Raw genomic sequence first — 24978 nt, 5'->3', positions numbered from 1 at the left:
TTCAGATGCTGCTTATCAATTTGGTACTACGCTACTTTCTTGAAGACCGCACAGGCATTACAGCCACCAAAGCCAAAGGAATTTTTCAAGACAAATTCCTGTTCCAGGGAACGTTTCCCCTCGGCGACGCAGTCGATGTCGATGTCCGGATCAGCGGTATAATTGATGGTCGGCGGCAGGATACTCTCCCGCATGCCCTGCAGGGCAAGGATCGATTCAATGACACTCGAGGCGCCCATGGCATGACCGATGAGCGATTTATTGGCACTGACCGGCGGCAGATCATTGCCAAATACTGCTCGCATGGCCTCATGTTCCACCTTATCGCCGACTCTGGTCGAGGCCGCATGGGCGTTTATAGCCGCAATATCGCCAGGCACCAGCGAAGCATCGGTAATGGCATCGAGCATGCACTTACGCACGGTGTCGAAAGAGGGCGCGACAAAATGGTGGGCATCCGAGGTCATGCCCCAGCCGGCCAGCTCGGCATAATATCGTAGGCCATGGACCTCGGCAAAGTCCCTGGTGGTCAAAATCACCGCCCCGGCACCTTCGGAAATGACAAAGCCGCGACGATCGATGGAAAATGGCCGGCTACCACTTTCCGGCGGATCGTTTTCCCGGCCGTTGGGAGGATTGTACACGCCGTTCATGGTAAAAAAGCCGGCGACGATCGGCTCGACCAGGGCAAAATCCACCGCGCCGCAGATGGCCACATCGGCACGGTTCTGGGCGAGAAACATGGCGCCGATGATCATCGAGGTCAGACCGGTGGCGCAGGCACTGATGGTCGAGGTAATCGGCCCTTTGGCCCCGGTCTGGATAGCTATCTTGCCTCCGATCATATTGATACAGGAGTTGGCATTGACATAGGGCAGCGGCAGCCTGTTCTCCGCCTGCAGACGCCTGTCAGCGGCCAGAACCGCATCCAAGCCGCCGATTGCCGAGCTGTAGGTAACCGCTGTTCTGAGCGCAATATCCGGCGACAGCTCGATGCCGCTGCGCTGCAGAGCCCTTGCCACCGAGAGCATGGAATACTTGAAGACCGGCGAGGTCCAGGCGGCCTGATGCCGGGCGGAGAGAAAAGGATAGTCTTCCTCGTCAATATCCGGCACCTGCCCGGCAATGTGCACCGGGAAATTTTCCGGCAACGAAAAACGAGTCAGTGGACCGATGCCGCTTGTTCCGGCCAGGGCCTGCTGCCATTGCCTGTCCAGATCACTTCCCAGGGGAGAAATAGCGTCGTAGCCGACAATGACCGCATCTTTTCCTGCCATTGTCCACTTACCAGGGAATAAATTGATAGAGCTTGGCGAACATCTCGTAGACCTCGATCCAGTTCTGCAGGTCCTGTGGAGTTTTGATATGCGCCCTCTTGTTGACCATGACCCAGCTCATATGCGCCGCGCCATCCTTGCAGGTGCTGCAGTCGCGGGTTTCCGAGGTGCAACAGCGATGCATGGTCTGCAGGTCGGAAGACCAGCGGATAAAATTGGTCAGCCGTTTGGGCCGGGGCTCTCTCTTGTCGATGGGTTCGGTCACCGACGGGCATTCCATCCAGCCAAAGGGTCGGCCAAGCATCGTGCCGGTGGTGATGATCTGGTGATAATATTTCGAGGAAATGACCGTCTCCGGATATGTATCGAGCAGGTCATCCATCTCCAGACGGACAGCGAGCAATTCGTCCGGCTGCCATGAAAAGCCGTCGACATCCTCGTCATTGGACAGCAGCTGCATATGCACCTTGAGGCCGACGTCTTTTACCTTACGAATGATCTTTTCCGTCTTTCCCAGCTGTTTCGGGGTTATGGTATACAGATAGTAGGCGTGCGGGTCACCGGCGTAGTTGGCACTGGATATCCTGAAGGTGTCCTTGCCGCGCAGAATCTGTTCGTCTTCCGCATCGCCCCACAGGGAGATGCCGACCATCATGTCCGGAAAACGATCCCGGGGCACCTTAATGAGACCATTGGTCGCGCAGAAGGTCGGCAACCGCGTATAAAAGGCCTCGACTCGATCAAGACAGAGCGTCGGTTCGCCACCGATGAGAATAGCCAGATTCACCCCGCGGACCATCTCCTTGTCGACAAAGGCATGCCATTTGTTGACATCCTTTTCCTCCGAGGCTACCTCGTGCTCCCCCGAGGAGAAGAAGAAACACCCCTTGCAGCGCAGATTGCAGCGGTCGGTCACATCATAGATGGAACTGCGGATGTTGAGCTTGGAAATTTTTTTATAACGCTCGTACCAGTGATCATCGAGGAGGGAACTGACGGTTATCATGATTTTACGAAGGAGGTAAAGGCGGATTGATCATGGCTGCACACAGGTTCGGCCCCTTGGCATAGCCCCTGACCCAGACGGCAAGATAGGTGTCGGCATAGTCGAGCCAGGCGGAAAAAGTCACCGGATCGGTCGCATGCCGATACATTCTGGCGGTAACCACGGCACTGCCTGCGGCATAATGCCGGCAGTCGCGGCAATCGGTATCCGGCACACAGCAGGCGGCATCACGGTTCCACTGCAGATCGGTGCGATACTGCCGGAAGGATCGGCCGAGGCCGATATCGGTGGCCGCATTCATCCGGGGATAGGTACAGGAAAAAAGGTCATGCAGACCCTTTTCCGAGGTATGGGCGACAATATTATACGGTGAAAAAAGCACCGTTTGCGGATATTCAGCCAACATTTCACCCATGATTACCGCGGTTTTCCGCAGGGACTGGCTGGTATGACGAAGCGGGCCATCGTACCCGACAGGGGCGGAAAACATGTTAAAGGTGATCTGCTGGCCATTGTCCGCCAAGGTTTTCGTCACCTGACGAACCTCATCGATGTTGAATGGCGTGAAGGTATAGACAAAGAGTGCCCGTGGGTCGTCCTTATAGTTGGCCATCTGCCGGAGGAGCATGTCCGGGGCCTTACGCGTGACCAGACTGGTCTGGTCATTGCCCCAGACGGAAATGTGCACCCGGTAATCTATCTCCCGGGGAAGAGGTTTCAGGCCGTTGGTGGCTATCGCCCCAAGGGGAATGACCTCATGACAGACGGCACACAGCCGCGGCACCAGCGAGGGTTCGGCGCCAGCCAGAACGACAAAGGTAATGCCCCGCTCTTTTTCCGATTCCAGCAACTGCCGCCAGGCCGTTTCACTGGTGTTTTCTTCGGCAAACTGCTTGTCACCGACGAAATAATAACAGCCTTCACAGCGAATATTACACCGGTTGCTCATGTCGTACGTCGATTCGCGTAAAAAGAAATAGCGACGAACCTTTTCCCACCGCTCCCTGATAACCGGGTCGGCGATGATATCGGAGAATTTGTAGTGCTGTTCAGCGGACATCTAATCGTGATATCTAGTCGTTATTGGTAAGTTTGTCGTCGATGTACCGGGCAATGATACGAACGGTGGTCAGCTTGGGATAATCGTCTTCGTCGATCTGTATCTCGTACTCATCTCTGAGAAACAGGGCAACAGTGGCCATATCCATGGAGTCGACGCCCACCTCGTTGACTAAATCCAGGTCGGGATCAAAGGTCTCAGGGGTGACATCTTCAAGTTTGAGCTCGTTGATGATGATTTCAGCGATTCGGGTGATGGTTTGCGAGATATCGTTGTTCATGAATTCGTTATTTATGTCGTTTTCGTGTTGTCGTGTTGTGCTTTGGCAAAAAACATCCAGCCGGAACAGACATCGTCGTTCCCGCAGGTGATCTTGAAATTATATTGATCTTTTTTATCGCCGCATATGATTTGAATATCAAGCACATCCCCCGGCCTGACAATTTTTCTGAACTTAATCCGGCCAAGTCCCGACATGGATAAACCACCTGTTCCGGACTCGGTAATAAGATCGGCAACCATCTTCAACTGGGCGATTCCCGGCAAAATCGGGTTGTCGGGAAAGTGACCGGAAAACCAGGGTGAACTCCCATCCGTTGTCACCGAGGCAACGATTTTACCTTCTTCCATTGTTTTTTCAACTCGCCAAGACCACACGTTGACACCACATCCTCGCCTCGGTCGCCTGGCTGTATCTCTTATATTGGGTAAAAATTATAAAACCCAAGTTTATACCATCTAGGGTGGAAATACACAACAGGTAAGCCACGATGCATGTTGCCATATTTCCCTGCCGCAGCCCTGCGGCGTCACGTCGTTCACCCAAGGAATGTGAGAGCTCCGCCCCCCTTTTTTTCCGGTCGGATAGTCGAGGATTTCATCCCTATCCGGTTTAACGTATTGAAAGCCAGGCAAGAGTGATGGTATATAATTACCAGATGCACCTGCCGGTCTGCGCATGCCGGCACAACGGGAAAAGGAAAGAGACCGCATGCAGAGAGTTCCGGAGCCAGAACTTATGAACTATGCCGAGCAGGCCGCCGCTTATGCAGGCTCGGCGCTGGACAACGCCTACTGGCTCTTCGTGCAGCTGTTTCACAAATATTTTCCCGACCCGGTCGCAAACACTGCAATTCTCGACCTTGGCTGCGGCCCGGCTGCCATCCCGCTGCGCCTGGCCCGGCTTTTCAGCACCTGCGAGATACACTGTGTCGACGGCGCCGCCCATATGCTGATCGAAGGAAAGAAAGCTGCCCAACGCGAAGGTCTTGAAAATAAAGTACTTTTTTTCCATGGCACTCTGCCGGACAAACTACCGCTGCCACGCAACCGTTACGAGATCGTCATCTCCAACAGCTTTCTGCACCACCTTGCCGAGCCGATGATTTTGTGGCACGCGATCCACCAGTATTGTCTGCCCAAGGCGTCAATCCTGATCATTGACCTGCTGCGGCCCAAAAATGAACAAGCGGCCCGGCGTATCGTCGACAGCTATCTGCCCGACGGATCGCCATTGCTGCGCCATGATATGCTGCTCTCCCTGCGCGCCGCATTTACCGTCGACGAAGTCAGGGCGCAATTACGGCAGGCAGGTCTGGCTGAACATCTTACGCTGACCATGGCATCTCCTTTCCAGTTTGCTGCCCACGGTCAGCTGAACGGAGCGCATTCCGACAAGCAGAATGGATTTTAATGCCCCGCGCCAAGGTGGCAGGACAAAAAAAGAATTCCCATGATACCGAAAAGGAAAGTGCATGAAACTAAGCGTTGCTGCGAATTGGGACATGGAATTGCTGGACGGCCTGGTGGACATCCCGGAGGTAACGTCGATCTATGCCAAACTGCCCTTCGACGTTGTCGGCGGAGGCAGAGCCGGCATTGTTTTGCCCTCGGTGGACTGGGATTTTGCCACAGCCTACATTGATGCCGCCCATCGGCAAGGTCTGTCCTTCTGCTACCTCCTCAATGCTCCCTGTCTTGGCAACCTGGAACAAACCGAGGAAGGCAAGAAGCACATACTCAGCTTCATTGGCCAGCTGGTCGACATCGGCGTCGACAGCGTATCGATTGCCAACCTCGCCGTGGTGGCGCTGGTCCGCCGAAATTTCCCGGATCTGGCTATCCGGGGCAGCGTACTCAGCTGGCCGACCAACCTTCCGCGCTTGAAGTACCAGGAAGCACTTGGCATCGATCCACTGATTATCCCCTACAGTGAGTTCAACCGTGACTTCAGGATGTTACCGAAAATCCGGGCAGGACTGTCCTGCGGCATGCAGCTGTTTGTCAACGTCTCCTGTATCTACAACTGTTCCTACTTGGCAGAACACGCCTGCAGCGTGGGCCATGCATCCCAGCTGACCCAGAATACCCAGCGGCCAAACGCCTTTCTCGATTTCTACCTCTGGCAATGCACCCGTCGGCGCCTGCTGCATCCGGAACTCTTTTTGATGAGCCGCTGGATCCGCCCGGAAGATCTGCATATGTACGAAGCGATGGGCTTTGATGAATTTAAGATTATCGACCGTTCACGTTGCACGCCATGGCTGTTGCGTGCGACCAGGGCCTATGCCGATCGACGCTACACAGGCAACCTGCTGGACATCCTCTCACTGGAGCTGCTCGGCGACCCGGCCGGCTTCCACAGCGATATAGAACACCAGGTTCATGAACGGATGCGCCACTATCAGCCGGAGGAGAGGCGGCTGCTGCTGCGCATGCTCAAGCTGCGACGGCGGCTTCTGGCACTAGACCTGACCATCGACAATGCTGCATTAACCGACTTCCTCGATGGCTTTCGGAAAATGCGCTGCGCGGAGACCTACTGCGAGGATTGCCGCCACTGTCATCGATACGCCAAGCGGGCCGTCCGCTTTGACCGGGCAGAAGCCGAAATACTGGCCGAAGATATCGGCCAACTGCTGGAGGATTTCCTGACTTTACAGGCCTGAAAGCCCGCCGCCCCACCTTTACGACTTTTCAGAATCGGCATTGCGCCAGCAGGTGGGATCCGAGGCAAGATAATCCCCGGTGAGCTGATAGGCGGCGCCTCTGCAGCCATAACATTCCGCCGCTTTTTCACAACTGCGGCATGGTCCCTTGATCATCTGGCGGTAATTCTTCAGATTGTTGATCACCTCACTGTGTTTCAGAATAGCGGCGAGCGTATTGTGACGAATATTATCCAGAGGAATGGTCACGCCGACGCAGGGCATGACATCGCCGTTTGCCGTGACCACACAGGAGACCTGGTGGCGCATGCACCTGTTGCCGACCAGCGGCGGCTGGGGTTCCCAGCTCCGGCCGAATGTTTCCCGATCAATTGCCGAAAGGCGGACAAACAACTCTTTTAATTCCCCCGGCCCAACGTCGAGCGAACTGTTGCCAAGAGCATTGGCCTGGGGGGTAATGACCTCGAAATATGGCTCAATATTGCCTTCTCGCAGCCACTGCCACATAGAAGGCAATTCCGCAATATTCTGCCGGCAGATGACCGTGCTGATGGCGAGAAACAGCTCTCTGGACGGATACCCCGCCGCCTGCAGTGCGGCAAGCGCCCCATTGATTATCCGCCATGCGCCCTTTTTCCCGGCCAGCTGATCCTGAATCCTCTCGTTACGGGAATTGAGTTTCAAGGCGATCCGCACCCTTTCCTCAGCCAGGACGGTGGCCAGCGCCTGATCAATTCCCGAACCGTTGGTGAACATCTCAATTTCCAGGCCTTCCTGCCCGAGAAACCGGAGCATTTCGACAAGATACGGATAGATCGAAGGCTCGCCGCCGAGGATGATAATTTTTCGTGCACCCAGCCCTTTTGCCTGCAGAATAACATCCTTGATTTCTTCCCTGGAAAGCTCGTCGGTGCATTCTCTCGCAGCATCGACATAGCAGTAGGAACAGCGAAAATTGCAGACCCGGCTGAACTCGATCTCCATGGAAAGCAGTCTGTCGGCCGCCACAGCCTGACGGACTTCCTGCTCGGTAAATTCAAGATTATATATCTGCATCGCGCTCAATAATCCTCAAGATCGTCAAACTTGTTCATATTTTCCCATCGATCGACTTCTTTAAGATAACGGCCCTGCCAGCCGATCTTTTTCAGGATCCTGCTATAGCGCAATTTTAATAAAGGTTTAAAGAGGAAGCGCCAGATGGATATCCACGCCCAGCCCTGGCTCCTGACCTGAGCCGGGGGGTTCCACCAGCCCAGCACCACTTGCCGCTGAAACCAGAATTGATATTGCAGCTGTTCCGCATCCAGATATTTGGTCCGTACATTGGCCCACAGGCCATTATATTTTTTATAATCAGTCTGGTTGGTGACCAATCCCTGGTCAAGGAGGTACTGGCGCATTCCGGTTTTCGGATAGGGGGTCAACACCTGGCAGTAGGCGGCGTCGGCATCGATCGATTTGAGGTATTGATAATTTTCCCTGATCGAATCTTCATCATCTTCAGGAAAGCCGAAGATGAGGCCACCGATAACCATCATGCCGTTTTTATGGCAGTTTTCAATAGCCTTGTTGGCAAACTCGACAATGTTGCCTTTGTCGGCAACGCTCAGATTCTTTTTCGAGCCATTCTCTATGCCAAGAAAAACAGAACAAAAACCAGCTGCAGCCATTTTAGCGACCATCTCCTCGTTTTGTGCCATGGAGACACAATCGGCCTGGACAATGATGCGCAGATCGTCGTATTTCCTGGCAATGATCGCATCGCACAGCTCCATCACCCTGGAGGGTTTCAGGACCATATTATCATCGGTGATAAATATATATCTGGTCTTCCGTTGGTAATAAATATCGTCAATATCGGCGAGCACTCTGCTTATCGGATAGGTCCTGAAAGTGCGGCCATACATATGCTTCATCGAACAGAAGTTGCATGAGCGGGTGCAGCCGCGCGAGGTCTCGATCAGTTCAACTTTAGAGTGAAGGATATGATATCCCCAGGTCAGTCTTCGCTTGTCGCGGATCGGCAGCTTTAAGGTACTGAGGTCCAGATTTTCACCCCGGGGATTATGGGTAAACACACCGTCTGTTTTATATGACAGTGAGGGGATGTCAGCCAGAGTATCCCGACCGGCAATCGAGTTCACCAGGCGCCGACAGGCTTCCTCCCCTTCACCCCGGACCAGATAATCGATCCACTGCGCCTCCTCGGATGCCGCCGTCTCTTCATACATGAGAGTGGCATGATATCCGCCGATAACAATTTTGACCTCGGGGCGGAGTTCCTTGAGCAGGTGGGCAATCTTGATACAGGTATCGTACTGCCAGGCCATGGCGGAGAGACCAACGAGGTCGGGCGCGATTTTTCTTATCACCCTGGTGAGATATTTTTTAATCGAACGGCGTTTGCGGATCAGATCGATAAGGTAGACATCATGATCCGGGTCAATATTGCCGCCGATACAGGCTATACCGTGGTTTGGCAGATGAACTGCGGCCTCGTGGATGATGATCGGCACCACATCGGGCATGGATATTAGAATAACTTTCATGTCTGTCGCTCGCAGTACGCCTGCCGCACCCTCAGCTCAAGCTCTGCCGTTGTGGGTGGGTTCTGTTGATAGTCCGGTTCGATACAATCGATAATTTTAACGCTGATCCTATTTTTCATCCTGGTATTAAAGAGAAATTTCCCTGGAGTAAACAGTTTATCGGTATTGCGGATGTCCAGAACATAGATGGGAGCCCTGCAGAGCCGGGCTATTTTGAATGCCCCTTTATTGAAATTGCCGAGCTTGCCGTCCCGGCTCCTGGTTCCTTCCGGAAAAACAAACAGATTGCCGCCGGCTTGCAGATAGGATGGCATTGTGTCCATCTGCCTGATCATCAGTCCGGCAAACGGTCCCTCACTGGTCGCAGGAAGATACCCCGCCCTGGCAATTATCCAGCCAAAGATAGGCATGGTAAAGAATCGGGTTTTAACGATGGTCCGCTGTTGCGGGAAAAGAGCGATGAGCAGCAATGGATCGAGATAGGAAAGATGGTTGCAGACAATAACTGATGATCTGATAGCCGCCACCTGTGCATCAATGTCTATCCGCTGCCGGGGAGCGGTCACCCTGACTATACGAAAAAATATTTGATAGAACCGGCTATTCAACCGCTGAAAGGTCAGTTCCGGATCTTTGACAAGCAGAGCGGCGAGGAGATAACGCCAGGAAAAAAAGAGGATGAAACCAAACAGAAACCAGGCCCAGCAGATCAGGGTGACAATGCAGTCCATAATGCAGTTAATACCTCGATCCAGACAAGGCTGAGGGTGACTGGAACCGTTATCAGTCTGCATCTCTGCCATTTTTCACCAGCAGACAGGTATTCACGCCACCAAAGGCAAAATTTTGAATCGCTGCTATTTTCGTCTCAGTCTCCGTCAATTCACGGGTGTGCCGCAGCATGCTGCAGCGTTCATCGACATTTTCCAGATTCAGTGTGGGAGCAATAAATCCCTGTTCCATCATATACAGGGTCAAAATAGTCTCGATCACCCCACAGGTGCCCATGGTATGGCCCATATAGCTTTTCAGACCGGTCACCAGCGGCCTGTTCAGCGGATCATCGCCATACACGGCATCGATGGCCTGGGCCTCGATGACATCACCCATTTTCGTCGCCGTGGCATGGGCACTGACGAAATCGACATCCTTGGCAAGTATCTCCGCGTCTTTAAGGGCCAGTCGGAGGGTTGCGGTAATGCCGTCGAGGTTGGGCAGGATAAGATCTCCACCGTTGTTGTTGCAGGCAAATCCGATGACTTCTCCCAGGATGTCCGCGCCACGTTTTTTCGCCGACTCGTACTCTTCGAGAAGTACCGCGCCACCACCTTCTCCGACCACCAGGCCGTCTCGCCCCGCATCAAAAGGACGCGGAGTGCATTGCGGCCTCTGGTTGTACTTCACCGAACAGGCAAGCAGGTTATCAAAAACCGCCACCGTCGTGGTATCGTACTCATCCGCGCCGCCACAGATCATCGCATCCTGCATGCCGTATTTGATCGTTTCATAGCCAAAACCGATGGATTGACTGCTGGTGGTGCAGGCTGTGGATGAGGCAATGATCCGCCCGGTGATGCCGAACATGCGGCTGATGTTCACCGCGGTCGTGTGCACCATGGAACGCAGATAATCGACCGCGCCGATGGAAGAAAATTTTGACTCGAGATCGCTGAAAAAGGTTTTGTAGATTTCCCGCTGCACGGTCGGGCTGCCATGGGTGGAACCAAAGGCCACGCCGAGACGGCCGGAAGTGATAAATTCCTGGCTCAGCCCGGAGCTTTCCAGAACATCTTTGGCCACCTGACAGGCATAGTAGGCCACCGGCCCCATGGTTTTGCGGTATTGCCGCTTGAAACCATAGTCGATAGGATAATCCACCGTGCCGAAAACACGGGAATGGATGTGCTTTGACAACAGGCCGTCATCACGCAGGAAACCGACTCCGGACTTGCCCTGCCTGAGACTGTCTATAATATCGTTTTTTCCGTAGCCGATGGGAGTAATGGCCGAGCAGGCAGTAATGACAACACGTCGTTTCATGAAAAGAGACCAGCCTAGGAGGTTCGGGATTGTTGAATTCCTTCAACATAATCGAGAATATCATTAATGGTCCTGATGTCCATAGCCTTTTCCTTTTCTTCCCGGGTGAAGGAAAAACCGAGAATAAGTTCAATTTTCCCCAGCAGCTCGATGGCATCGATACTGTCAAAACCATGGTCATCCCGGAGATTGTCATCCAGGCCCGGCTGTTCAAATTCAAAATCCTCGGTAAGAATCGTCAGGATTTTATCTTTAAATTCATCTTTGGTCATAATAGCAGGCGGCGAACGAGGAAAATCACAAAAAAAATAACTACTTATATCATTATCACTGCGCTGGTCAGACGGAAAGTTGAGTCGGATACTACACAGTTTTTGGCAATTTCAAAAGGAAATATTGAACGGGCAGAGCAAAGGCGTACGACAGGCGATTATTATCTTCTTACGCCTCCCAACCATTTAACCCCACTCGGTTATTGTTGTCGGAAATATTTTAAAGTTGTCGGCAGACCGGCAAATTTTGCGCACTTATAGCGCAAAAAAGGTACTCCGCTCAACATGTTAATGTTGCCGATCATGTGCAGATGCCTGAATTGTGCATTCATTCGTGTTGGCATGATATGTGCTTAACATTCTGTTATTTACTGCCATAGTTTATTCGGACATGAGTCCATCTATGCAACGCAATGTAGAACAGTAAAGATACTGCGTCGTTTCATCCATCTCAATCCATAACAAAGGAGTTGACTTCAGACAAATGTGGATTGTCGGCGATGACTTATTGTTTAAAAAGTTTCAGGGGAAGACTCTGAAACAAGATCCTACCGAAAAGCAGGTTTGCCTGTGTGTCTGTATTGTACAGATACCCTGCAGACTGCACTCAACATGGGGGGAAATATGAAAAGACTGTCTCTATTTGTATCAGTGCTGGTGATGCTTTTTGTAGTAAATGGCGCTTTTGCTGCTGATGAACTGGCAATAAGCGGCAATGTAGATGCTATTGTGGCGAGTATCGAAAAGGGTACCGACCTAAGCACAATTAAAGCGGACTCCGTTGAACCGTATGTCTTCGTGATGGAGGAAAACGGCAAGATGCTGGTTCATCCTACCCTCGCCGGAGAGAGTTTGAAAGAAAAAGCGCCGCCTGTGTATGACGCCCTTATGAAGGCCAGCCCCGAAGGGGTTTGGGTGCAATATGAATGGGCCGGCAAAATGAAACATACCTACGCCAAAAGGACGAGCGGTAATCTAATCGTCGGCAGCGGATATTAAGTATGTCATTCAGCTGCACCCATGAATAACTTACAGATTATTTTCTTGTTTTTTTGCAAGAAAATAATCTGTACCAAGATATTTATCCCAGCTTATCTTCCGTTTACCGGGGTTAGCTTTATAGCCCATGGTACCGTGCAAAAGACACCTCTCTATTTTAGTAATTGAACAAAGGCTGGGCAAATGCAGCAAAGAGGTGTCTTTTATTGTTATTGTCGCCTGACCAGGAGATATTGGTCATATGGGACTAATTGACCTATTGGGCACTCAGACCTTGTCGAGGGCTTGCTTGAAGTCTGCCAGCAGGTCAGCGATCTCCTCACAACCGATGGACGCACGTACCAGTCCGTCGGTGATACCCGCTTTGAGTCGCATTTCGCGAGGCATAGACGCGTGGGTCATGCTGGAAGGATGTTGAATCAACGTCTCGATGCCGCCAAGGGAGACCGCCAGGGTCATTAACCGAACGTTGTCCAGTAGTCGCGCGCCGGCGTCCGTACCCCCTTTTACTTCAAAAGATATCATGCAGCCGGGACCCTCCATCTGTCTCGCGGCCAAGTCGTGCTGAGGGTGGCTGACAAGCCCCGGATAGCGCACCCATTCCACTTTCGGATGATTTTCCAGAAACTCGGCGACCTGCTTGGCACTCTCCTGGGCAGTTCTCACCCGCATGCCCAAGGTCTTTAAGCCGCGCAGGACAAGCCAGGCTTGATGGGGATCCATGCACGCCCCCAAGTAGCGATGCACCGGGAGAATGCGACGGAGCAGCTCATCGCTGGAAGGTACGATCATACCGGAGACCACATCCGTGGCGCCGTTGATGAATTTGGTCATGGAGTGCATGACGATATCAGTGCCCAAGGCGATGGGGTGTTGCACGATGGGGGAAACGAACGTGTTGTCCACCACGAGCAAGGCGCCGTGAGCCTTGGTGATCCTCGCAACGGCTTCGATATCCGTGAGGATGATGGTGGGGTTGGCCGGTGATTCTACAAATACGATTCTGGTCTCGGGCCGTAGCGCGGCTTTGATTTGGCTCAAATCAGACGTGTCGACAAAGGTCGATTGTACGCCGAACCGGCTCCAATCCCGTTCCACCACCATCCCGGAAGGGCCGTAAACGGAATGCGTGCCGATCAAGTGATCACCCGCGCGGAGGAGGGCGAAGAGAATCGTATTGAGCGCCGCCATCCCGGAACCCACTGCTATGCCTCCGGCTCCGCCCTCCAGTGAAGACACCGCCTGCTCCAGACGAGCGGTTGTGGGATTGCCGATTCGTGTATAGATATACCCAGGGTCGGTCCCCTGAAATCGGGCCATCCCCTGGGCGCAACTCTCGAATGCGAACGTGGAAGTTTGGTATATTGGCGGCGAAACGGCCCCTGTCTCCGGGTCTGGATGCTGACCTGCGTGGATAGCGCGAGTGGTCCAACCTACATTTTCCACGTTCGTTCCTTTTTTCATCGTGCCTCCTTCTTTTCGGCAGTTTTGATAAATCACCGACCTTTATTCGGTACAATTTTAATCATTGTTGTATGAACGTCGATAGAGCAAGGTAGTTGACGGACTTTTTTAAATTGGTGATTCGGCCATATAAATGGACTTCTGTTTTTGATATTTATTCTAGCTTGATGGGCTTTTGAAAACCTAAATCTGTGGATGGCTATGTGAAAATGTTCATCTGTCATATAGGCTCCTCATTTTTTCCTTCTCCCGTTGTTGCGTTCCTCCACAGGAAGACTACATTACACATTGAACAGGACTGATTGCCCCCTCGTTGGGCAACTTCCTGTTGTAGCGAACAAATCAGACAGTACATCACCCGTAAGGAGGTATATCATGACTAAGCCAATCCCGGAAGGATATCAAACCCTTACCCCTATGTTAATATTCAAGGACGCCGCCAAGGCAATAGATTTCTATAAAAAAGCCTTTGGCGCAGAAGAACGGCTCATAATGCCCGGGCCTGATGGTAAAGGCGTGATGCACGCCGAGATCCAGATTGGTTCTTCACTCATCATGCTGGGAGAAGAAAGCCCACAGTGTCCCGGAAAAAGTGCCGAGACCATGGGTGGATCGCCGATAAATTTTTATGTGTATGTCAAGAACGTCGATGATGCATTCAAGGTGGCGGTTAATGCAGGAGCCAAAGTTCGGATGCATATCGAGGACATGTTCTGGGGAGACCGTATGGGAACCGTGGAAGATCCGTTCGGCTACTGCTGGAACCTCGCCAGCCATACCAGGGACCTGACAGCGGAGGAAATCGAGGCGGGAGCAAAGGCTGCATTTGCCAAAATGTCTGAGAAATAGGCATGTTGGGCACAGAACAGACCGGAAATTATCAATAAATATCGCCTCTTTAATGCACAAAGAAAAAAAAGTTCATTAAAGAGGCAATTGCGCACATCACAACAGCATAATGCCAATTGCTGTTGATTATCCCTTGCGGTGATGCATTATAGCGACTCACCAATGCCAGCCCTACTCCGGACAACGGACTAGTTCCGGTTGAAATAGCCCAACTGCTTAGAAAAAGAAACCCCAACTGAGAAGGATCGGGATTGAGGGGGATGAGCAACGGACTCACGATTGCAATACTGACAATCGGATGAACCCCCATGGCCCCGACCACTATCATCACAGCTAAAGTTATGACAAATAACATTGGCGTAAAGGTTGAACCTGCGAGACTAAAAAATGAAGGGTACACGTGGGTAAGAGATTTTATGCCGGTAGAGAAGACTCCTGCGGCAAGAAACAGGGCAAATTGGCTATTTACCGATTCAATTCCGTTAGTGATGAAACACCCTATCGTGGCTGATCTTGGCCGGCCTTTCATGAACATCAATGCGCCTAGAGGTGAGACCAGACAAATCAGCAGCAGGACATTGACATCATGCCAAAAGTGATGAACGCAAATAACCACGGCGGCAAGAAAAACCGGAACGGTGAGGCTGTCAACCCGCAAAGGATACCCTGAAAATTCTTTTTTCCTGCAAAAACACACCTCAACGACGGAATACGTGATTGCGATAGCACTCATGGTGATCCCGGGAATCAAAGTTTCTTTCCAGCGCATTCCAGGAGCATGGGTGAGGGCAACACCGGTGGCGATAAAAAATGGCGACCACCAGGCAGCTGCGCAAAATGAACGGGCAAGAATGGTCATTTGTTCCCTGCTGAGAGTGCCGCTTTTTTGCAGTCGATCTGCAAAAAAGAACAAGGCTGACAGGTTGATCGCTGCCCCGAGAACATGTGTTCCCAGCGCCGTTGTAATTACGGCGCTGTTGCCTTGAGGTAGCTCCGAATTTTCCAGCCCCTGATTAGTCAGAGCAAGAAAAGCAACTGCAACGAACATGGCGAGAAGGGGCAGGTTCGCGGCAAAAATCTCTTTCCAACCGAGATAAACGCCTTGGCCGGCTGAAAAGAGAATCGCCAGGAAACCGATAAACAAAAGGGCCAAGGTCTGTTGCACCGCCCTCCGGCCAAGCATGCGCCATTTCAAAAGAGGAACCAGCCACGCCAGAAGGGTCGGCACAATCAGGATCGAGGGTACCAGTACGCTTATGAGGTACAAAACGAACGTACCAACTATCATCAATCCGGTATATTTTTTCATTACTGCCAATCAGTACCTTACCCCTCAAAGCCTGTCACTCAGTTCAATGCCCTTGAGATTTACCGGGGAAGTAGACCCTTAGGGTCGAGTTCGCAGCCGTGCCGGTTTCTTTCCCTCTCGTGCAGCTTCCCTTTCTAGAAAATCGCGATATTCACACATATGTCCCAATGCCTTAACTGCCCGTTCGGGACTGTTGAAGAAGACGCCGTTATATTTTGAGTTTTCAACCTCATAAATCGAACGTTTTTTAGGATCGGAAGTCATGGTTACACCAAGAATCGGCTTTCTAAACTTCTCCATCAATTCAACCGTATGCCTGACATACTGATGCTCCCATTTGTGCAGCCCTGACAGCATTTTCTGAGAGTCTTTCGGATCAGTCTCCGCGTCTACTGCATTAACGGATTCCAGCACCATCTGCAAAAGATATTCCCGTCCCGAAATTCCCAGATGTATTATGGCGTCACAACCATCCCAGGCCGCTAACACTTCAATGGCTTTCATTGGCAGTTCCAGATCTTTTTCACCAACCAGGTCAACGGGGTTGGTACGACTCCAGTAAGGTGGCAGCATTCCATCGAGCACAGCAACTATTTCATCGCTGAGCGGCTCCACGCGCAAATTCTGATCACTGCACAGATCACTTGTGACAACCCCCCATCCTCCACCGAGAGTCATAATTGCAACCCTGCGACCTTGAGGCATCGGCAGTGAAGAAAACACCATCGAGGCATCCAGCATATCTGCCGGATGATGGACGCTCACCACACCGGTTTGACGACAAAGCGCCTCAAAAAGCCTGAAGTCTGCTGCCATTGCCCCGGTATGACTTGCCGCTGCGCGATCTCCGGCCTCGGTTCTGCCACCTTTAAGGACAATTACCGGTTTCTTCCTGCCTACTCTGCGCGCCGATTCGAAAAATCTTTTCCCGTCTTTGACACTCTCAAGATAGAGAAGAACCGTCCTGGTCAGTTCATCTACCTCAAAAGTTTCCATAAAATCCTCTACGGCAACCATTGCCTCATTGCCACTTCCTCCGAAGGCTCTGATTCCCAACCCCTGGGAATCGGCGAAACTCAGCAACTGGACACCCATGTTCCCGGATTGCGATATAAGTGCGGTACTGCCCGGTTTTGGCCCTACATGGACTCCGGTTAAAATGATGTTGGCATGGGGATTCTGGATACCCATGGTATTGGGTCCAAGGAAAACAATTCCAGCATCACGTGCATCCTGGACAAGCTGATTCTCTAAAATTCTGCCATCGTCTCCTGTCTCAGAAAAGCCGGAAGATATCAACAAAACAGATTTTACTCCCTTTTGTTGTAAATCCTTGATCAAACCTCGCACCAACGCAGCGGGAATGGTGACAACGGCCAGATCAACAGGTCCTGGTACTTCGGATATGCTTTTAAAAACAGGTCTTCCCCACTGCGTTCCCCCTTTGGAGTTAATCAGATAGACCTCTCCCTTGTATCCATGGGCCAAAAGGTTAGCAGGTAATGACTGCCCCCATTTGCCAAATACGCTCGATGCACCAATAAAAGCAATTGATCCGGGATGAAATATATCACCAATGAGAGCAGGAGAGATAACGGGGCGTGGTATTTTGGGAGTCTCCTCCTGCAGCACGACCAGGCCATCAACAGCACTGACCTGACCATCCGGGCCAACAAGCAGTGGATTGATATCAACCTCTGCGACATCCGGTCGCTCAACTGCAAGTTTGGAGAGCGCTAATAGACAGTTGACAAGAGCTTTTCTATCCGCCGCTTGCTCGCCGCGATATTCGCCTAAAAGTTGAGAAGCTTTTATCTCGTCAAGCATGGTTTCGGCTTCTATTTCGTCGATGGGTACAGCTCTAAAGACTACATCATCCAACACCTCGGTAAACACTCCCCCAAGTCCGAACATCACGATTGGGCCAAACATAGGGTCACGCATCAAACCTGCGACAAACTCGCGCTTACCGTTGAGCATGGGCTGGATTAAATACCCTTCCAGATCTTTACCAGCTGACTCAAGGATCCCCTGCGCTGCTTCCCGGACCTGGTCAACATTGGATAAACCGAGTCGCACTAATCCTCGATCGCTTTTATGCGTTAGTTTTTTTCCATTGCCCTTTAATACAACCGGAAACTTAAGGTCGATTGCCGCTTGAACTGCATCTTCTCCATCTTTGGCTATAATTTCCTGTACTACCGGAACGCCATAACCAGCCAGAAGCTGTTTTGATTCTGATTCACTAAGACTTCTCATGTACATGTCCTTTTGATAAAAAGGTGGGAATAAGATGCAGTAGATTTAAAGATCAGCTCAATTAATGAGTAAGGACATACAGGATGCGATACAGACGCTAGAGATCTTCTATCGCACTAAGGTTGGATATCATCGAATGCAAGGCCCACCACGCTGCAGATCCCGCCTCCATGTTCCGTCTGATTATCCTTTTGCATCATCTGCCGCATTGGAGGATGGCTTGGGAACTGAATTGAAATCCATGATGATGGTGTTGTCGATGCCCACTTCCACCTTGGCGTTGGGATATCTTTTCTTGAAGACCCGCATCATCGATTTATTCTCCTTAAGTACGGTGGCGACAAACCCATGAAAGCCATTTTCCTTGGCGATGGATTCAAGCAGCGGCAGCATATGGGACGTAACCCCCAGGCCCTGGAAATCTTCGCGCACCACGAAAGCAACCTCCGCCCGGCCGGTTCCCTCGTCGGCATAGGTGCCGATGGCCACGATTTCCTGAAAGCCACCGCTCTGGATCAGGCCGATGATGGATATATTCTTGCGGTAATCCACGTTGGCCCACTGCTCCTGGGCATGCTCGTGGGAGAAAAGCTTCCTTTTATAAAAGAAGCGCAGGAAAATGGTCTCCTCTTTCAGTGAGTAAAAGAAATTGCGATAGGCAAACTCGTCCGAAGGCAGCAGGGGGCGGAACTCGATGGATTTGCCGTTGCGTAGCGTGACGCGGGATTTATACCCCTCCAGGAAGATCAGGTCATCCTGGGTCGGCGGCATCTGGTCGGCAAAAATGTAGTGCCGCTTCTTGGCCACGTCGATCAGCTCTTCCCTGAATTTGGGATGGGCGATCTGGGCCAGCTCCATCACCCGCTGGTAGATGCTCTTACCCTTGAGCTCGGCGATGCCGTATTCAGTGACCACGAAATTGACGTCACCGCGGGTGGTCGCCACGCCGGCGCCTTCGCTCAGGCTGGGCACGATACGCGACACTCGTCCACCCTGGGCCGTGGAAGGCAGGGCAATGATGGTAAAGCCTCCCTTGGACATGGCGCTACCGCGTAAAAAATCCACCTGGTCGCCGATACCGCTGTAAAACAGGTAGCCCATGGAGTCGCTGCACACCTGGCCGGTGAGATCCACCTCCAGGGCCGATGATATGGAAATCATATTGTCGTTGCGGGCGATGACCACCGGGTCACTGACGAAATCCGAGGCCCGGAAGTAGAACTGGGGATTGTCGTGCACGTAATTGTAGAGTTTTTCCGACCCCATGCACAGCGAAGCCACCACCCGACCGTCCAGCAAGGTCTTTTTCTTGTTGGTGATGACGTTTTTTTTCAGCAAGGGCAGGAACGAATCGGTGATCACCTGGGTATGGACTCCCAAATCCTTCTTATCCATCAAATGCGGCAGAATCGCATTGGCCAGGTGACCGAACCCGACCTGAATCGTGGCCCCATCTTCCACCATTTGATTGACGTAATAAGCAATGCGGGTGATCACCTCCTGGTTTTTGCTCTTCGGTATCGCTTCCACCAAAGGTTCTTCGAAGGGCACGATCAAATCGATGTCGTCCACGTGTACGATGCAATCGCCCCAGGTGCGGGGCATGCGGGGATTGACCTGGACGATTTTCAGCCGCGCGGCATCCAGGCCCGCCTTGGTGATATCCACCGAGATGCCCAGGCTGCAATAGCCGAAGCGGTCCGGCGGGCTCACCTGCACCAAGGCTACATCCAGGCCGATGCGACGGGTGGCGAACAAGTTGGGAATCTGGGAAAGGTAGGCTGGCAGATAGTCGATTCTGCCCTCGAAGGCAGCCTTACGCATGCTGGCACTGATAAAGAACAACTTCAGGGCAAAGCGTCTGAGGAAATCGGGATCGTCGACATACTTGGACAGGGTGATGGAGAGCATTTGATAAATCACCGCATCCTGGAGGATGGAACTGTCCACCAGGTTGTGGATCAAGTGCTGGGGTTCACCGCAACCCGTGCCGATGAAAATACGGCTACCGTTCTTTATCTGCGAAAGCGCCTCATGGGCGGTGACCACTTTTTCTGGGCAATAAGCCTTGAGATCCATCCGTATATCCTTTAATAACCCACTGTACTGAACCAATACATCGCCTATTTACCACAGGTTTTCGCAAATAGTCTTCTCACGAAACCATCATTTTTCCTTCTCCTGTCCACGATCATCGTTCCACAGTAGCCACCTGCGACAGTTTTTATCGTTTTTCAGAAAATATAAAGATACTTTATACACCTCTTAAAAATCAAGTTCCTAATGTTTTTTCGAATTACTTTATGCCCAACAACCTTTCGGCATTTCCGTGAAGAATGCTCGCTTTGGTGCGGTCTGAATAGGGCAGCGCCAGCACCCTGCTGATAAACCCTTCGACATCCAGCGATACCGCCGTCCATTCACTGCCGAACGAGATCCGGTCGGAATACCTTTTGAGATTCGGGAAATACCGGGACAAATGCCGCGTTGCAATTCATGCGATGCCAATGTGCATATTGCGGTGCCTCGAGATCAGCCAGGCGGCCCGGTCGTACCAGAATGGCCGCCCGCCGTGTTCCATGATGATCGTCAAATCTGGAAATGCGTCCGCCACATCATCCAGCAGCAGCGGGTCGGTATATTTGATCCGCGTCCCGTTGAAGATGGATGAACCGGTGTGAAACATAACCGGCAAGCCCGGCGATTGTATGTATTCACAAAAAGAAAATATAACTCTAAACTATTCTCAGTAAATTATTATATTTGTAACGATACCATTATGTTAACCAATGCTTAGCAGAAAAACAAATATCTCTTTTACTAACGACATGCACCTACTGCCCAAAAGGCTCTCTAACAGGACCAAGTTCTCTGCCGGCTTGATTATCAGATCATAGGCGTATCTTAAAACTGCCCGGATGACTTCAAGAAAGGTTTTGCCAACGAGTACATTATATTGAATATCCATTAGTTGTACAAAAGGGGCTACCAGTTTCTCAAGTCGACGTAGGGTGTTCAGTTGCCAGCGAGATCTGCAGTTCAGATGATATCGGTCCCCCTGGAGGTAACCCGTAGCCTGGCGTGATGACCGGGATCACATCGACAACAGTCAATCGTGCATTATTGCTTTCCGCCAGAGAGACGACCGGGGCAATTGCCGTTTGCTGCCGTTCAACGCTTGGTTCGTTGACATAGAGAATATTCTTGAAACGTCTCATATCTCACTCACTCCATAGCAATTTTTCCAGTCTTCCAGCCGCATGATGCCAGTGCTGTCTGTTTTCGGATACAGGGTCTGATGTTTTTACCAACTTCAACCAACGGGCAACCAATGGCAGCGACCACCCCTGGGTCACTGCGGAAACAAGGACAACAAAGAACACCACGTTAAAGAGCAGGTTGCCGCCCTCTCTATCCCAGCCAGAAGAGGAAAGGTTTCCAGGGTGATGGGTACAGCCCCTTTCAATCCAGCCCACCCAAGAAACAAAGTTCCCGCAAGCGAAAATGGAAGGGAAACACAGAAATCAGGACCGCGAGAGGTCGAGCCACGAATATCAACACCAAGGCGATTAACAGGCCTTCGCCGGAAACCACGATCAAGCGGCTGGGAAAACTCAGCAATCCCAGGATGACGAACAGGACAATCTGGCCAAGCCAGGTGCCGGCGTCATGAAAAAGGAAAATCCCATTCCGGAACACGATGGAGCTGGTGCCTAGAACAATGCCGAACAGGTAAATAGCAAGGAAGCCACTTCCCCCGAGTACTGCGGCCAATCCAAAGGAGAGCAGGCCGAGGGACAAGGCCAGGATTGGGTACAGGCCTGGATAGTCAAGGTTGATCCTGTCGATCAGCCAGGCGGCGACATAGATGATGCCGATTCCTACCCCGGTCCCGTCGCCGAACTGAAGCGCGGACAGCAGGGTGATGTCGGCAACGGTATCGGCAGTCTCCATGATCACGGCGATAAGACTGACTGTCAGGAATAGGGCCATCGGATCGTTCGATCCGCTTTCCACCTCGAGCGTGGCGGTCAATCGTTGGGGCAGTTTCAAACCACTAGTGCGGAGTACTGAAAAAACCGCCGCCGCGTCGGTGGAACCAACGATGCTGTCGAGAAGCATGCCGTGGAGCAGCGACACTCCCAACACCCAAGCAGCGGCGAAGCCTGTCAGTACGGCGGTGAGCAGCACCCCCTATCGTCGAAAGCGACAGGGCGGACTTCCATGTAGAGCGGACCGATGCCAATGACGTTCGAAGACCACCGTCGAACAGGATACAAGCACAGGGAAAATTCAGCGCTACAAACTTCGGGAGACTTTGACACCCCCTGATACCTGTGCATTATAGCTGAACACCGATAAACCCATCAAGGATATCCGTTGGCAGCGTCGGTGACGCACGCTTGATGCCTGATAAAGAGAAATATTCTCATGTGGACCGCCCTAAGCGGTTCCTTCGATATCCGCCTGGTCGACGACCACGGCCGCGCCGCCCAAGCGGCGTTGAGCGTGGAGATCGTTCAATGATCGGCTAGGGCGTTTGTAACAGATTTCCCATGTGGATCTGATGCCATGAATGCACGGCGCCGAGGGAAGAAATCTGTTTCGTCTTGCGCCTCAAGCGGTTCATATCGTCTCTGCGCCACATGGCACCGATGAAAAAACCGATGCTATCGGCGTATTTTCCGATGGCCTGTCCACCCATTACCTTTCCATCCAGCAAAACAATACGCAGGTAATCGTTTCCGTTTTCCTTTTCGATCAACTCCTTATCGCCCAGCATACAATCGTTGGCCCGCATGGTCTTGCCGAAGGTGACGGCGTGGGTGTCAAAAAAATGGGCCCGAGCAAACGCATAGGCACCAAGGTATCTGGCATTCTCACCCAATATGTTCCGGGCGACAATTTCGCCCTGTTCGATGGCGTTGTGTTTGAGTTGAAACATGGCCATTTCACCGGTGCAGGCATCGATGGTTTCAACGCAATCACCGCAGGCGTAAATGTCCGGGAGCGACGTTCGCATATACCGATCGACCTGGATACCTCTGTTCGTAGCGATACCGGCGGTTTTGGCAAGGCCGACGCCGGGGACCACCCCGGTTGCAACTACAACCGTATCACAGGGGATCTCACGCTTATCGGTGATGACCGCAGAGACCTTATTATCTCCCTTGATACGCAGAACTTTTTCTCCGGTATATACATGAATGCCATAGCCTTCCATTGCGGTTTCGAGCCGTTTGGCCGTTACCTCATCGAACAGAGCCGGCATAATCCAGTCCATCAGTTCGATGATGTATACCGCGTATCCCTTTTTCTTGAGCGCCTCGGCCGCCTCTATGCCGATAGCGCCGGAGCCGATCACAACTGCCCGTTGCCCGCTGTGCGATCGAAGCTTGAGGGTTTCGCGCAGCTGCTTACAGCTGAAAACACCTGCGCTGCGGATGCCCTCGATAGGAGGTATGAAAAGGTCGCCACCATGCGCAAGCACCAATTGATCATATTCAATCTGCGATCCGTTTTCCGTGGTAACCGTTTTGGCCTCCGGTGAGATGGAAACGGCCTTGCTGTTATACTGCACATCGATCCGATTGTTTTCGTAGTCTTCCATCTGCCGTCTAAACACGGCTGCCTCCTCACAGTCGCCACCTAATAAATAAGGCAACGAACAAGGGTCGTATTCCGGAAACGCCTCCGCCGAAACAATGCAGATGTCGGTTTCCTGGCAGCACTTTCGAATCGAAAAGGCCACCTGATTGCCTGAAATTCCATTTCCGATAATTACAACTTTCATGGTTTCCGCTCTTTTCGGTTGCTTAACGTTATGTTAATGGTTCACGTCGCCCCAAGGACGATTCGCAACACCTTAGCGCGAAGGGAAAATCTCCCTTCCCGCTCCCGCCCGTTCCCTGACAATATCGGCCGTCAAGGATTCGCCTTTGGCCATGGTCAGCGCGCCTTCATGGCCGCATGCCGCGACACACCACGGCCCCGCCTCATCGTTCATGCACATATCGCAGGTCATGGTCTGTCCCGTATAAGGGTTCGCCGAAGGACTGCCCACGGGACAAATGTAGATGCATGCCCGGCAACCAATGCAAACGTCCGTGTCGGTGACAACCGTGCCGTTGGCCTGCCGCACACGCGCGTTCATGGGGCAAACCTTGATGCATGGAGCCTTGTCGCAAGCCATGCAAATGATGGGCACATTGAGGGTCTGGCGCTCTAACCGCGTGACCTTGATTCTGGAAAGTGATGGATTGATGACGTTGTAGTGTTTCATCGAACACGCAATCATACATCGCATGCATCCCGTACATTTTTTTGCATTGACCAGTAGCTGTTCACGTCGTTTTTCCATGATTACATACCTTCTCGAGATCACCTGGGATCGTTTGGTTAATTCGAACGATCCATTGCGGGCCGAAATAATCGAACTTAATTCACTATAGTGAATATTTTCTATACTCAATTCATAGTACGAACACGCACAGATGTCAAATTAAAAATCTATTATACTATTAAATTATCGCCATTAAATAACAAAAAAATAACTTGAAATAACAAAAAATAACTTGACCGAATACAATTCTTACTGTATCTAATGTTCATTATAGTGATTTTTTTCTGAAATCAACCACAACACAAGGAGTTTCACATGTCTACTGACGACAGCAAATCTTCCGCATCTGAATCTCTTCGCAAAACCCGAACGTTCGGCAAGGTCAGATGCCACAACCCCAGCTGCATGGGGCGACTGGAACCCACTCCCGGCAGCCAGCAAATTTCATGTCCGAGCTGCGGGATGACCTATCGCCTGCACTGGGTAACACCACAACTTCCAAGAATTCGCGGCCCAGTCTGGAGTATCAACTGCAAATTAGCCGAGGAAACGTTAGCCAAAAAATTAGAGTCGTCCACCGACGATTCCAAATAGACAAGG

At 51.8% G+C, this 24978-nt stretch carries 24 protein-coding genes; 5 read left to right on the top strand and 19 right to left on the bottom strand.

All coding sequences use genetic code 11. The features are described from left to right. Positions 1–26: 26 nt before the first annotated feature. From ACYQ8U_RS14345 to ACYQ8U_RS14325, 5 genes are read right to left on the bottom strand one after another with little or no spacing between them, the layout of a single operon-like run. Positions 27–1277: a beta-ketoacyl-[acyl-carrier-protein] synthase family protein gene (locus ACYQ8U_RS14345; protein WP_459946240.1), complete on the bottom strand. Its 1251-nt coding sequence runs from the start codon at positions 1275–1277 to the stop codon at positions 27–29. A 7-nt stretch (positions 1278–1284) separates the two neighbouring features. Continuing rightward, entirely contained in the window at positions 1285–2283 is a 999-nt protein-coding gene (locus ACYQ8U_RS14340; protein WP_459946239.1) for a radical SAM protein, read from the bottom strand. 4 nt (positions 2284–2287) lie between these two features. Further along, positions 2288–3343, bottom strand: a complete 1056-nt coding sequence (locus ACYQ8U_RS14335) for a radical SAM protein (protein ID WP_459946238.1) — start codon at positions 3341–3343, stop codon at positions 2288–2290. A gap of 13 nt (positions 3344–3356) precedes the next feature. Continuing rightward, positions 3357–3623, bottom strand: coding sequence for an acyl carrier protein (locus tag ACYQ8U_RS14330; protein WP_459946237.1), 267 nt, complete (start codon positions 3621–3623; stop codon positions 3357–3359). Between the two features lie 11 nt (positions 3624–3634). Then, positions 3635–3973 carry an ApeI family dehydratase gene (locus tag ACYQ8U_RS14325; RefSeq protein ID WP_459946236.1) on the bottom strand — a complete coding sequence of 113 codons (339 nt, stop codon included), beginning with the start codon at positions 3971–3973 and terminating at the stop codon, positions 3635–3637. Between the two features lie 361 nt (positions 3974–4334). Here ACYQ8U_RS14325 and ACYQ8U_RS14320 point away from each other — a divergent pair, with 361 nt between their 5' ends. Both ACYQ8U_RS14320 and ACYQ8U_RS14315 read left to right on the top strand, forming a co-directional pair. Next, complete coding sequence (locus ACYQ8U_RS14320; protein ID WP_459946235.1) at positions 4335–5036, top strand: methyltransferase domain-containing protein; 702 nt, start codon at positions 4335–4337, stop codon at positions 5034–5036. Between the two features lie 61 nt (positions 5037–5097). Continuing rightward, positions 5098–6291, top strand: a complete 1194-nt coding sequence (locus ACYQ8U_RS14315; RefSeq protein WP_459946234.1) for a U32 family peptidase — start codon at positions 5098–5100, stop codon at positions 6289–6291. Between the two features lie 18 nt (positions 6292–6309). On the opposite strand, the gene ACYQ8U_RS14310 is transcribed toward ACYQ8U_RS14315, so the two are convergent. The 5 genes from ACYQ8U_RS14310 to ACYQ8U_RS14290 are packed head-to-tail and all read right to left on the bottom strand — an operon-like array spanning position 6310 to position 11155. Then, positions 6310–7347, bottom strand: a complete 1038-nt coding sequence (locus tag ACYQ8U_RS14310) for a radical SAM protein (RefSeq protein ID WP_459946233.1) — start codon at positions 7345–7347, stop codon at positions 6310–6312. Between the two features lie 5 nt (positions 7348–7352). Further along, the gene (locus tag ACYQ8U_RS14305) at positions 7353–8843 is read right to left on the bottom strand and encodes a B12-binding domain-containing radical SAM protein (RefSeq protein ID WP_459946232.1); all 1491 of its coding nucleotides are present in this window, start codon (positions 8841–8843) and stop codon (positions 7353–7355) included. Beyond that, on the bottom strand, positions 8840–9646 hold the full coding sequence (locus ACYQ8U_RS14300) for a lysophospholipid acyltransferase family protein (protein WP_459946231.1): 807 nt from the start codon (positions 9644–9646) through the stop codon (positions 8840–8842). Before ACYQ8U_RS14300 ends, ACYQ8U_RS14305 begins: the two co-directional genes overlap by 4 nt. Beyond that, positions 9627–10883, bottom strand: coding sequence for a beta-ketoacyl-[acyl-carrier-protein] synthase family protein (locus ACYQ8U_RS14295; RefSeq protein WP_459946230.1), 1257 nt, complete (start codon positions 10881–10883; stop codon positions 9627–9629). Before ACYQ8U_RS14295 ends, ACYQ8U_RS14300 begins: the two co-directional genes overlap by 20 nt. A gap of 14 nt (positions 10884–10897) precedes the next feature. Beyond that, the gene (locus tag ACYQ8U_RS14290; protein WP_459946229.1) at positions 10898–11155 is read right to left on the bottom strand and encodes an acyl carrier protein; all 258 of its coding nucleotides are present in this window, start codon (positions 11153–11155) and stop codon (positions 10898–10900) included. A 624-nt stretch (positions 11156–11779) separates the two neighbouring features. Between ACYQ8U_RS14290 and ACYQ8U_RS14285 the strand changes: the two genes are divergently transcribed. Further along, on the top strand, positions 11780–12154 hold the full coding sequence (locus ACYQ8U_RS14285; RefSeq protein ID WP_459946228.1) for a hypothetical protein: 375 nt from the start codon (positions 11780–11782) through the stop codon (positions 12152–12154). A gap of 267 nt (positions 12155–12421) precedes the next feature. On the opposite strand, the gene ACYQ8U_RS14280 is transcribed toward ACYQ8U_RS14285, so the two are convergent. Then, positions 12422–13618 (bottom strand): trans-sulfuration enzyme family protein, encoded by a 1197-nt coding sequence (locus ACYQ8U_RS14280; RefSeq protein WP_459946227.1) that lies wholly within the window; start codon positions 13616–13618, stop codon positions 12422–12424. Between the two features lie 375 nt (positions 13619–13993). Between ACYQ8U_RS14280 and ACYQ8U_RS14275 the strand changes: the two genes are divergently transcribed. Next, entirely contained in the window at positions 13994–14467 is a 474-nt protein-coding gene (locus ACYQ8U_RS14275) for a VOC family protein (RefSeq protein ID WP_459946226.1), read from the top strand. A 49-nt stretch (positions 14468–14516) separates the two neighbouring features. Here ACYQ8U_RS14275 and ACYQ8U_RS14270 read toward each other — a convergent pair whose 3' ends face one another. The 8 genes from ACYQ8U_RS14270 to ACYQ8U_RS14235 form a co-directional block, all read right to left on the bottom strand. Continuing rightward, a complete protein-coding gene (locus tag ACYQ8U_RS14270) occupies positions 14517–15776 on the bottom strand; it encodes a hypothetical protein (protein WP_459946225.1) in 1260 nt (419 codons plus the stop codon). Positions 15777–15854: 78 nt separating this feature from the next. After that, positions 15855–18035, bottom strand: coding sequence for an acetate--CoA ligase family protein (locus ACYQ8U_RS14265; protein ID WP_459946224.1), 2181 nt, complete (start codon positions 18033–18035; stop codon positions 15855–15857). Between the two features lie 183 nt (positions 18036–18218). Then, positions 18219–20114, bottom strand: coding sequence for a GNAT family N-acetyltransferase (locus ACYQ8U_RS14260; protein WP_459946321.1), 1896 nt, complete (start codon positions 20112–20114; stop codon positions 18219–18221). Positions 20115–20529: 415 nt separating this feature from the next. After that, positions 20530–20745, bottom strand: coding sequence for an amidohydrolase family protein (locus ACYQ8U_RS14255; protein ID WP_459946320.1), 216 nt, complete (start codon positions 20743–20745; stop codon positions 20530–20532). 286 nt (positions 20746–21031) lie between these two features. Then, positions 21032–21253, bottom strand: a complete 222-nt coding sequence (locus tag ACYQ8U_RS14250) for a hypothetical protein (RefSeq protein WP_459946223.1) — start codon at positions 21251–21253, stop codon at positions 21032–21034. 244 nt (positions 21254–21497) lie between these two features. Continuing rightward, positions 21498–22184, bottom strand: coding sequence for a cation:proton antiporter domain-containing protein (locus ACYQ8U_RS14245; protein ID WP_459946222.1), 687 nt, complete (start codon positions 22182–22184; stop codon positions 21498–21500). Between the two features lie 382 nt (positions 22185–22566). Beyond that, positions 22567–23829, bottom strand: coding sequence for an NAD(P)/FAD-dependent oxidoreductase (locus ACYQ8U_RS14240; protein ID WP_459946221.1), 1263 nt, complete (start codon positions 23827–23829; stop codon positions 22567–22569). Between the two features lie 72 nt (positions 23830–23901). After that, on the bottom strand, positions 23902–24396 hold the full coding sequence (locus ACYQ8U_RS14235; protein WP_459946319.1) for a 4Fe-4S dicluster domain-containing protein: 495 nt from the start codon (positions 24394–24396) through the stop codon (positions 23902–23904). Positions 24397–24693: 297 nt separating this feature from the next. Between ACYQ8U_RS14235 and ACYQ8U_RS14230 the strand changes: the two genes are divergently transcribed. Further along, entirely contained in the window at positions 24694–24972 is a 279-nt protein-coding gene (locus ACYQ8U_RS14230) for a hypothetical protein (protein ID WP_459946220.1), read from the top strand. The last annotated feature ends 6 nt before the right edge of the window (positions 24973–24978 follow it).

It is taken from the genome of Desulfocastanea catecholica, assembly GCF_054657295.1.
Note: the sequence above shows the minus strand (reverse complement) of the source record. Positions and strands in the feature narration are given on the sequence as shown.

Bases quoted from the DNA above. Each gene is read 5' to 3' on its own strand.
- ACYQ8U_RS14325 (WP_459946236.1), bottom strand. From the start codon at position 3,973: ATGGAAGAAGGTAAAATCGTTGCCTCGGTGACAACGGATGGGAGTTCA.
- ACYQ8U_RS14240 (WP_459946221.1), bottom strand. From the start codon at position 23,829: ATGAAAGTTGTAATTATCGGAAATGGAATTTCAGGCAATCAGGTGGCC.
- ACYQ8U_RS14280 (WP_459946227.1), bottom strand. From the start codon at position 13,618: ATGAAAAAAGGAACGAACGTGGAAAATGTAGGTTGGACCACTCGCGCT.
- ACYQ8U_RS14270 (WP_459946225.1), bottom strand. From the start codon at position 15,776: ATGAAAAAATATACCGGATTGATGATAGTTGGTACGTTCGTTTTGTAC.
- ACYQ8U_RS14310 (WP_459946233.1), bottom strand. From the start codon at position 7,347: ATGCAGATATATAATCTTGAATTTACCGAGCAGGAAGTCCGTCAGGCT.
- ACYQ8U_RS14295 (WP_459946230.1), bottom strand. From the start codon at position 10,883: ATGAAACGACGTGTTGTCATTACTGCCTGCTCGGCCATTACTCCCATC.
- ACYQ8U_RS14335 (WP_459946238.1), bottom strand. From the start codon at position 3,343: ATGTCCGCTGAACAGCACTACAAATTCTCCGATATCATCGCCGACCCG.
- ACYQ8U_RS14230 (WP_459946220.1), top strand. From the start codon at position 24,694: ATGTCTACTGACGACAGCAAATCTTCCGCATCTGAATCTCTTCGCAAA.
- ACYQ8U_RS14305 (WP_459946232.1), bottom strand. From the start codon at position 8,843: ATGAAAGTTATTCTAATATCCATGCCCGATGTGGTGCCGATCATCATC.
- ACYQ8U_RS14320 (WP_459946235.1), top strand. From the start codon at position 4,335: ATGCAGAGAGTTCCGGAGCCAGAACTTATGAACTATGCCGAGCAGGCC.
- ACYQ8U_RS14260 (WP_459946321.1), bottom strand. From the start codon at position 20,114: ATGGATCTCAAGGCTTATTGCCCAGAAAAAGTGGTCACCGCCCATGAG.
- ACYQ8U_RS14265 (WP_459946224.1), bottom strand. From the start codon at position 18,035: ATGAGAAGTCTTAGTGAATCAGAATCAAAACAGCTTCTGGCTGGTTAT.
- ACYQ8U_RS14250 (WP_459946223.1), bottom strand. From the start codon at position 21,253: ATGAGACGTTTCAAGAATATTCTCTATGTCAACGAACCAAGCGTTGAA.
- ACYQ8U_RS14340 (WP_459946239.1), bottom strand. From the start codon at position 2,283: ATGATAACCGTCAGTTCCCTCCTCGATGATCACTGGTACGAGCGTTAT.
- ACYQ8U_RS14300 (WP_459946231.1), bottom strand. From the start codon at position 9,646: ATGGCAGAGATGCAGACTGATAACGGTTCCAGTCACCCTCAGCCTTGT.
- ACYQ8U_RS14330 (WP_459946237.1), bottom strand. From the start codon at position 3,623: ATGAACAACGATATCTCGCAAACCATCACCCGAATCGCTGAAATCATC.
- ACYQ8U_RS14315 (WP_459946234.1), top strand. From the start codon at position 5,098: ATGAAACTAAGCGTTGCTGCGAATTGGGACATGGAATTGCTGGACGGC.
- ACYQ8U_RS14285 (WP_459946228.1), top strand. From the start codon at position 11,780: ATGAAAAGACTGTCTCTATTTGTATCAGTGCTGGTGATGCTTTTTGTA.
- ACYQ8U_RS14290 (WP_459946229.1), bottom strand. From the start codon at position 11,155: ATGACCAAAGATGAATTTAAAGATAAAATCCTGACGATTCTTACCGAG.
- ACYQ8U_RS14345 (WP_459946240.1), bottom strand. From the start codon at position 1,277: ATGGCAGGAAAAGATGCGGTCATTGTCGGCTACGACGCTATTTCTCCC.
- ACYQ8U_RS14235 (WP_459946319.1), bottom strand. From the start codon at position 24,396: ATGGAAAAACGACGTGAACAGCTACTGGTCAATGCAAAAAAATGTACG.
- ACYQ8U_RS14275 (WP_459946226.1), top strand. From the start codon at position 13,994: ATGACTAAGCCAATCCCGGAAGGATATCAAACCCTTACCCCTATGTTA.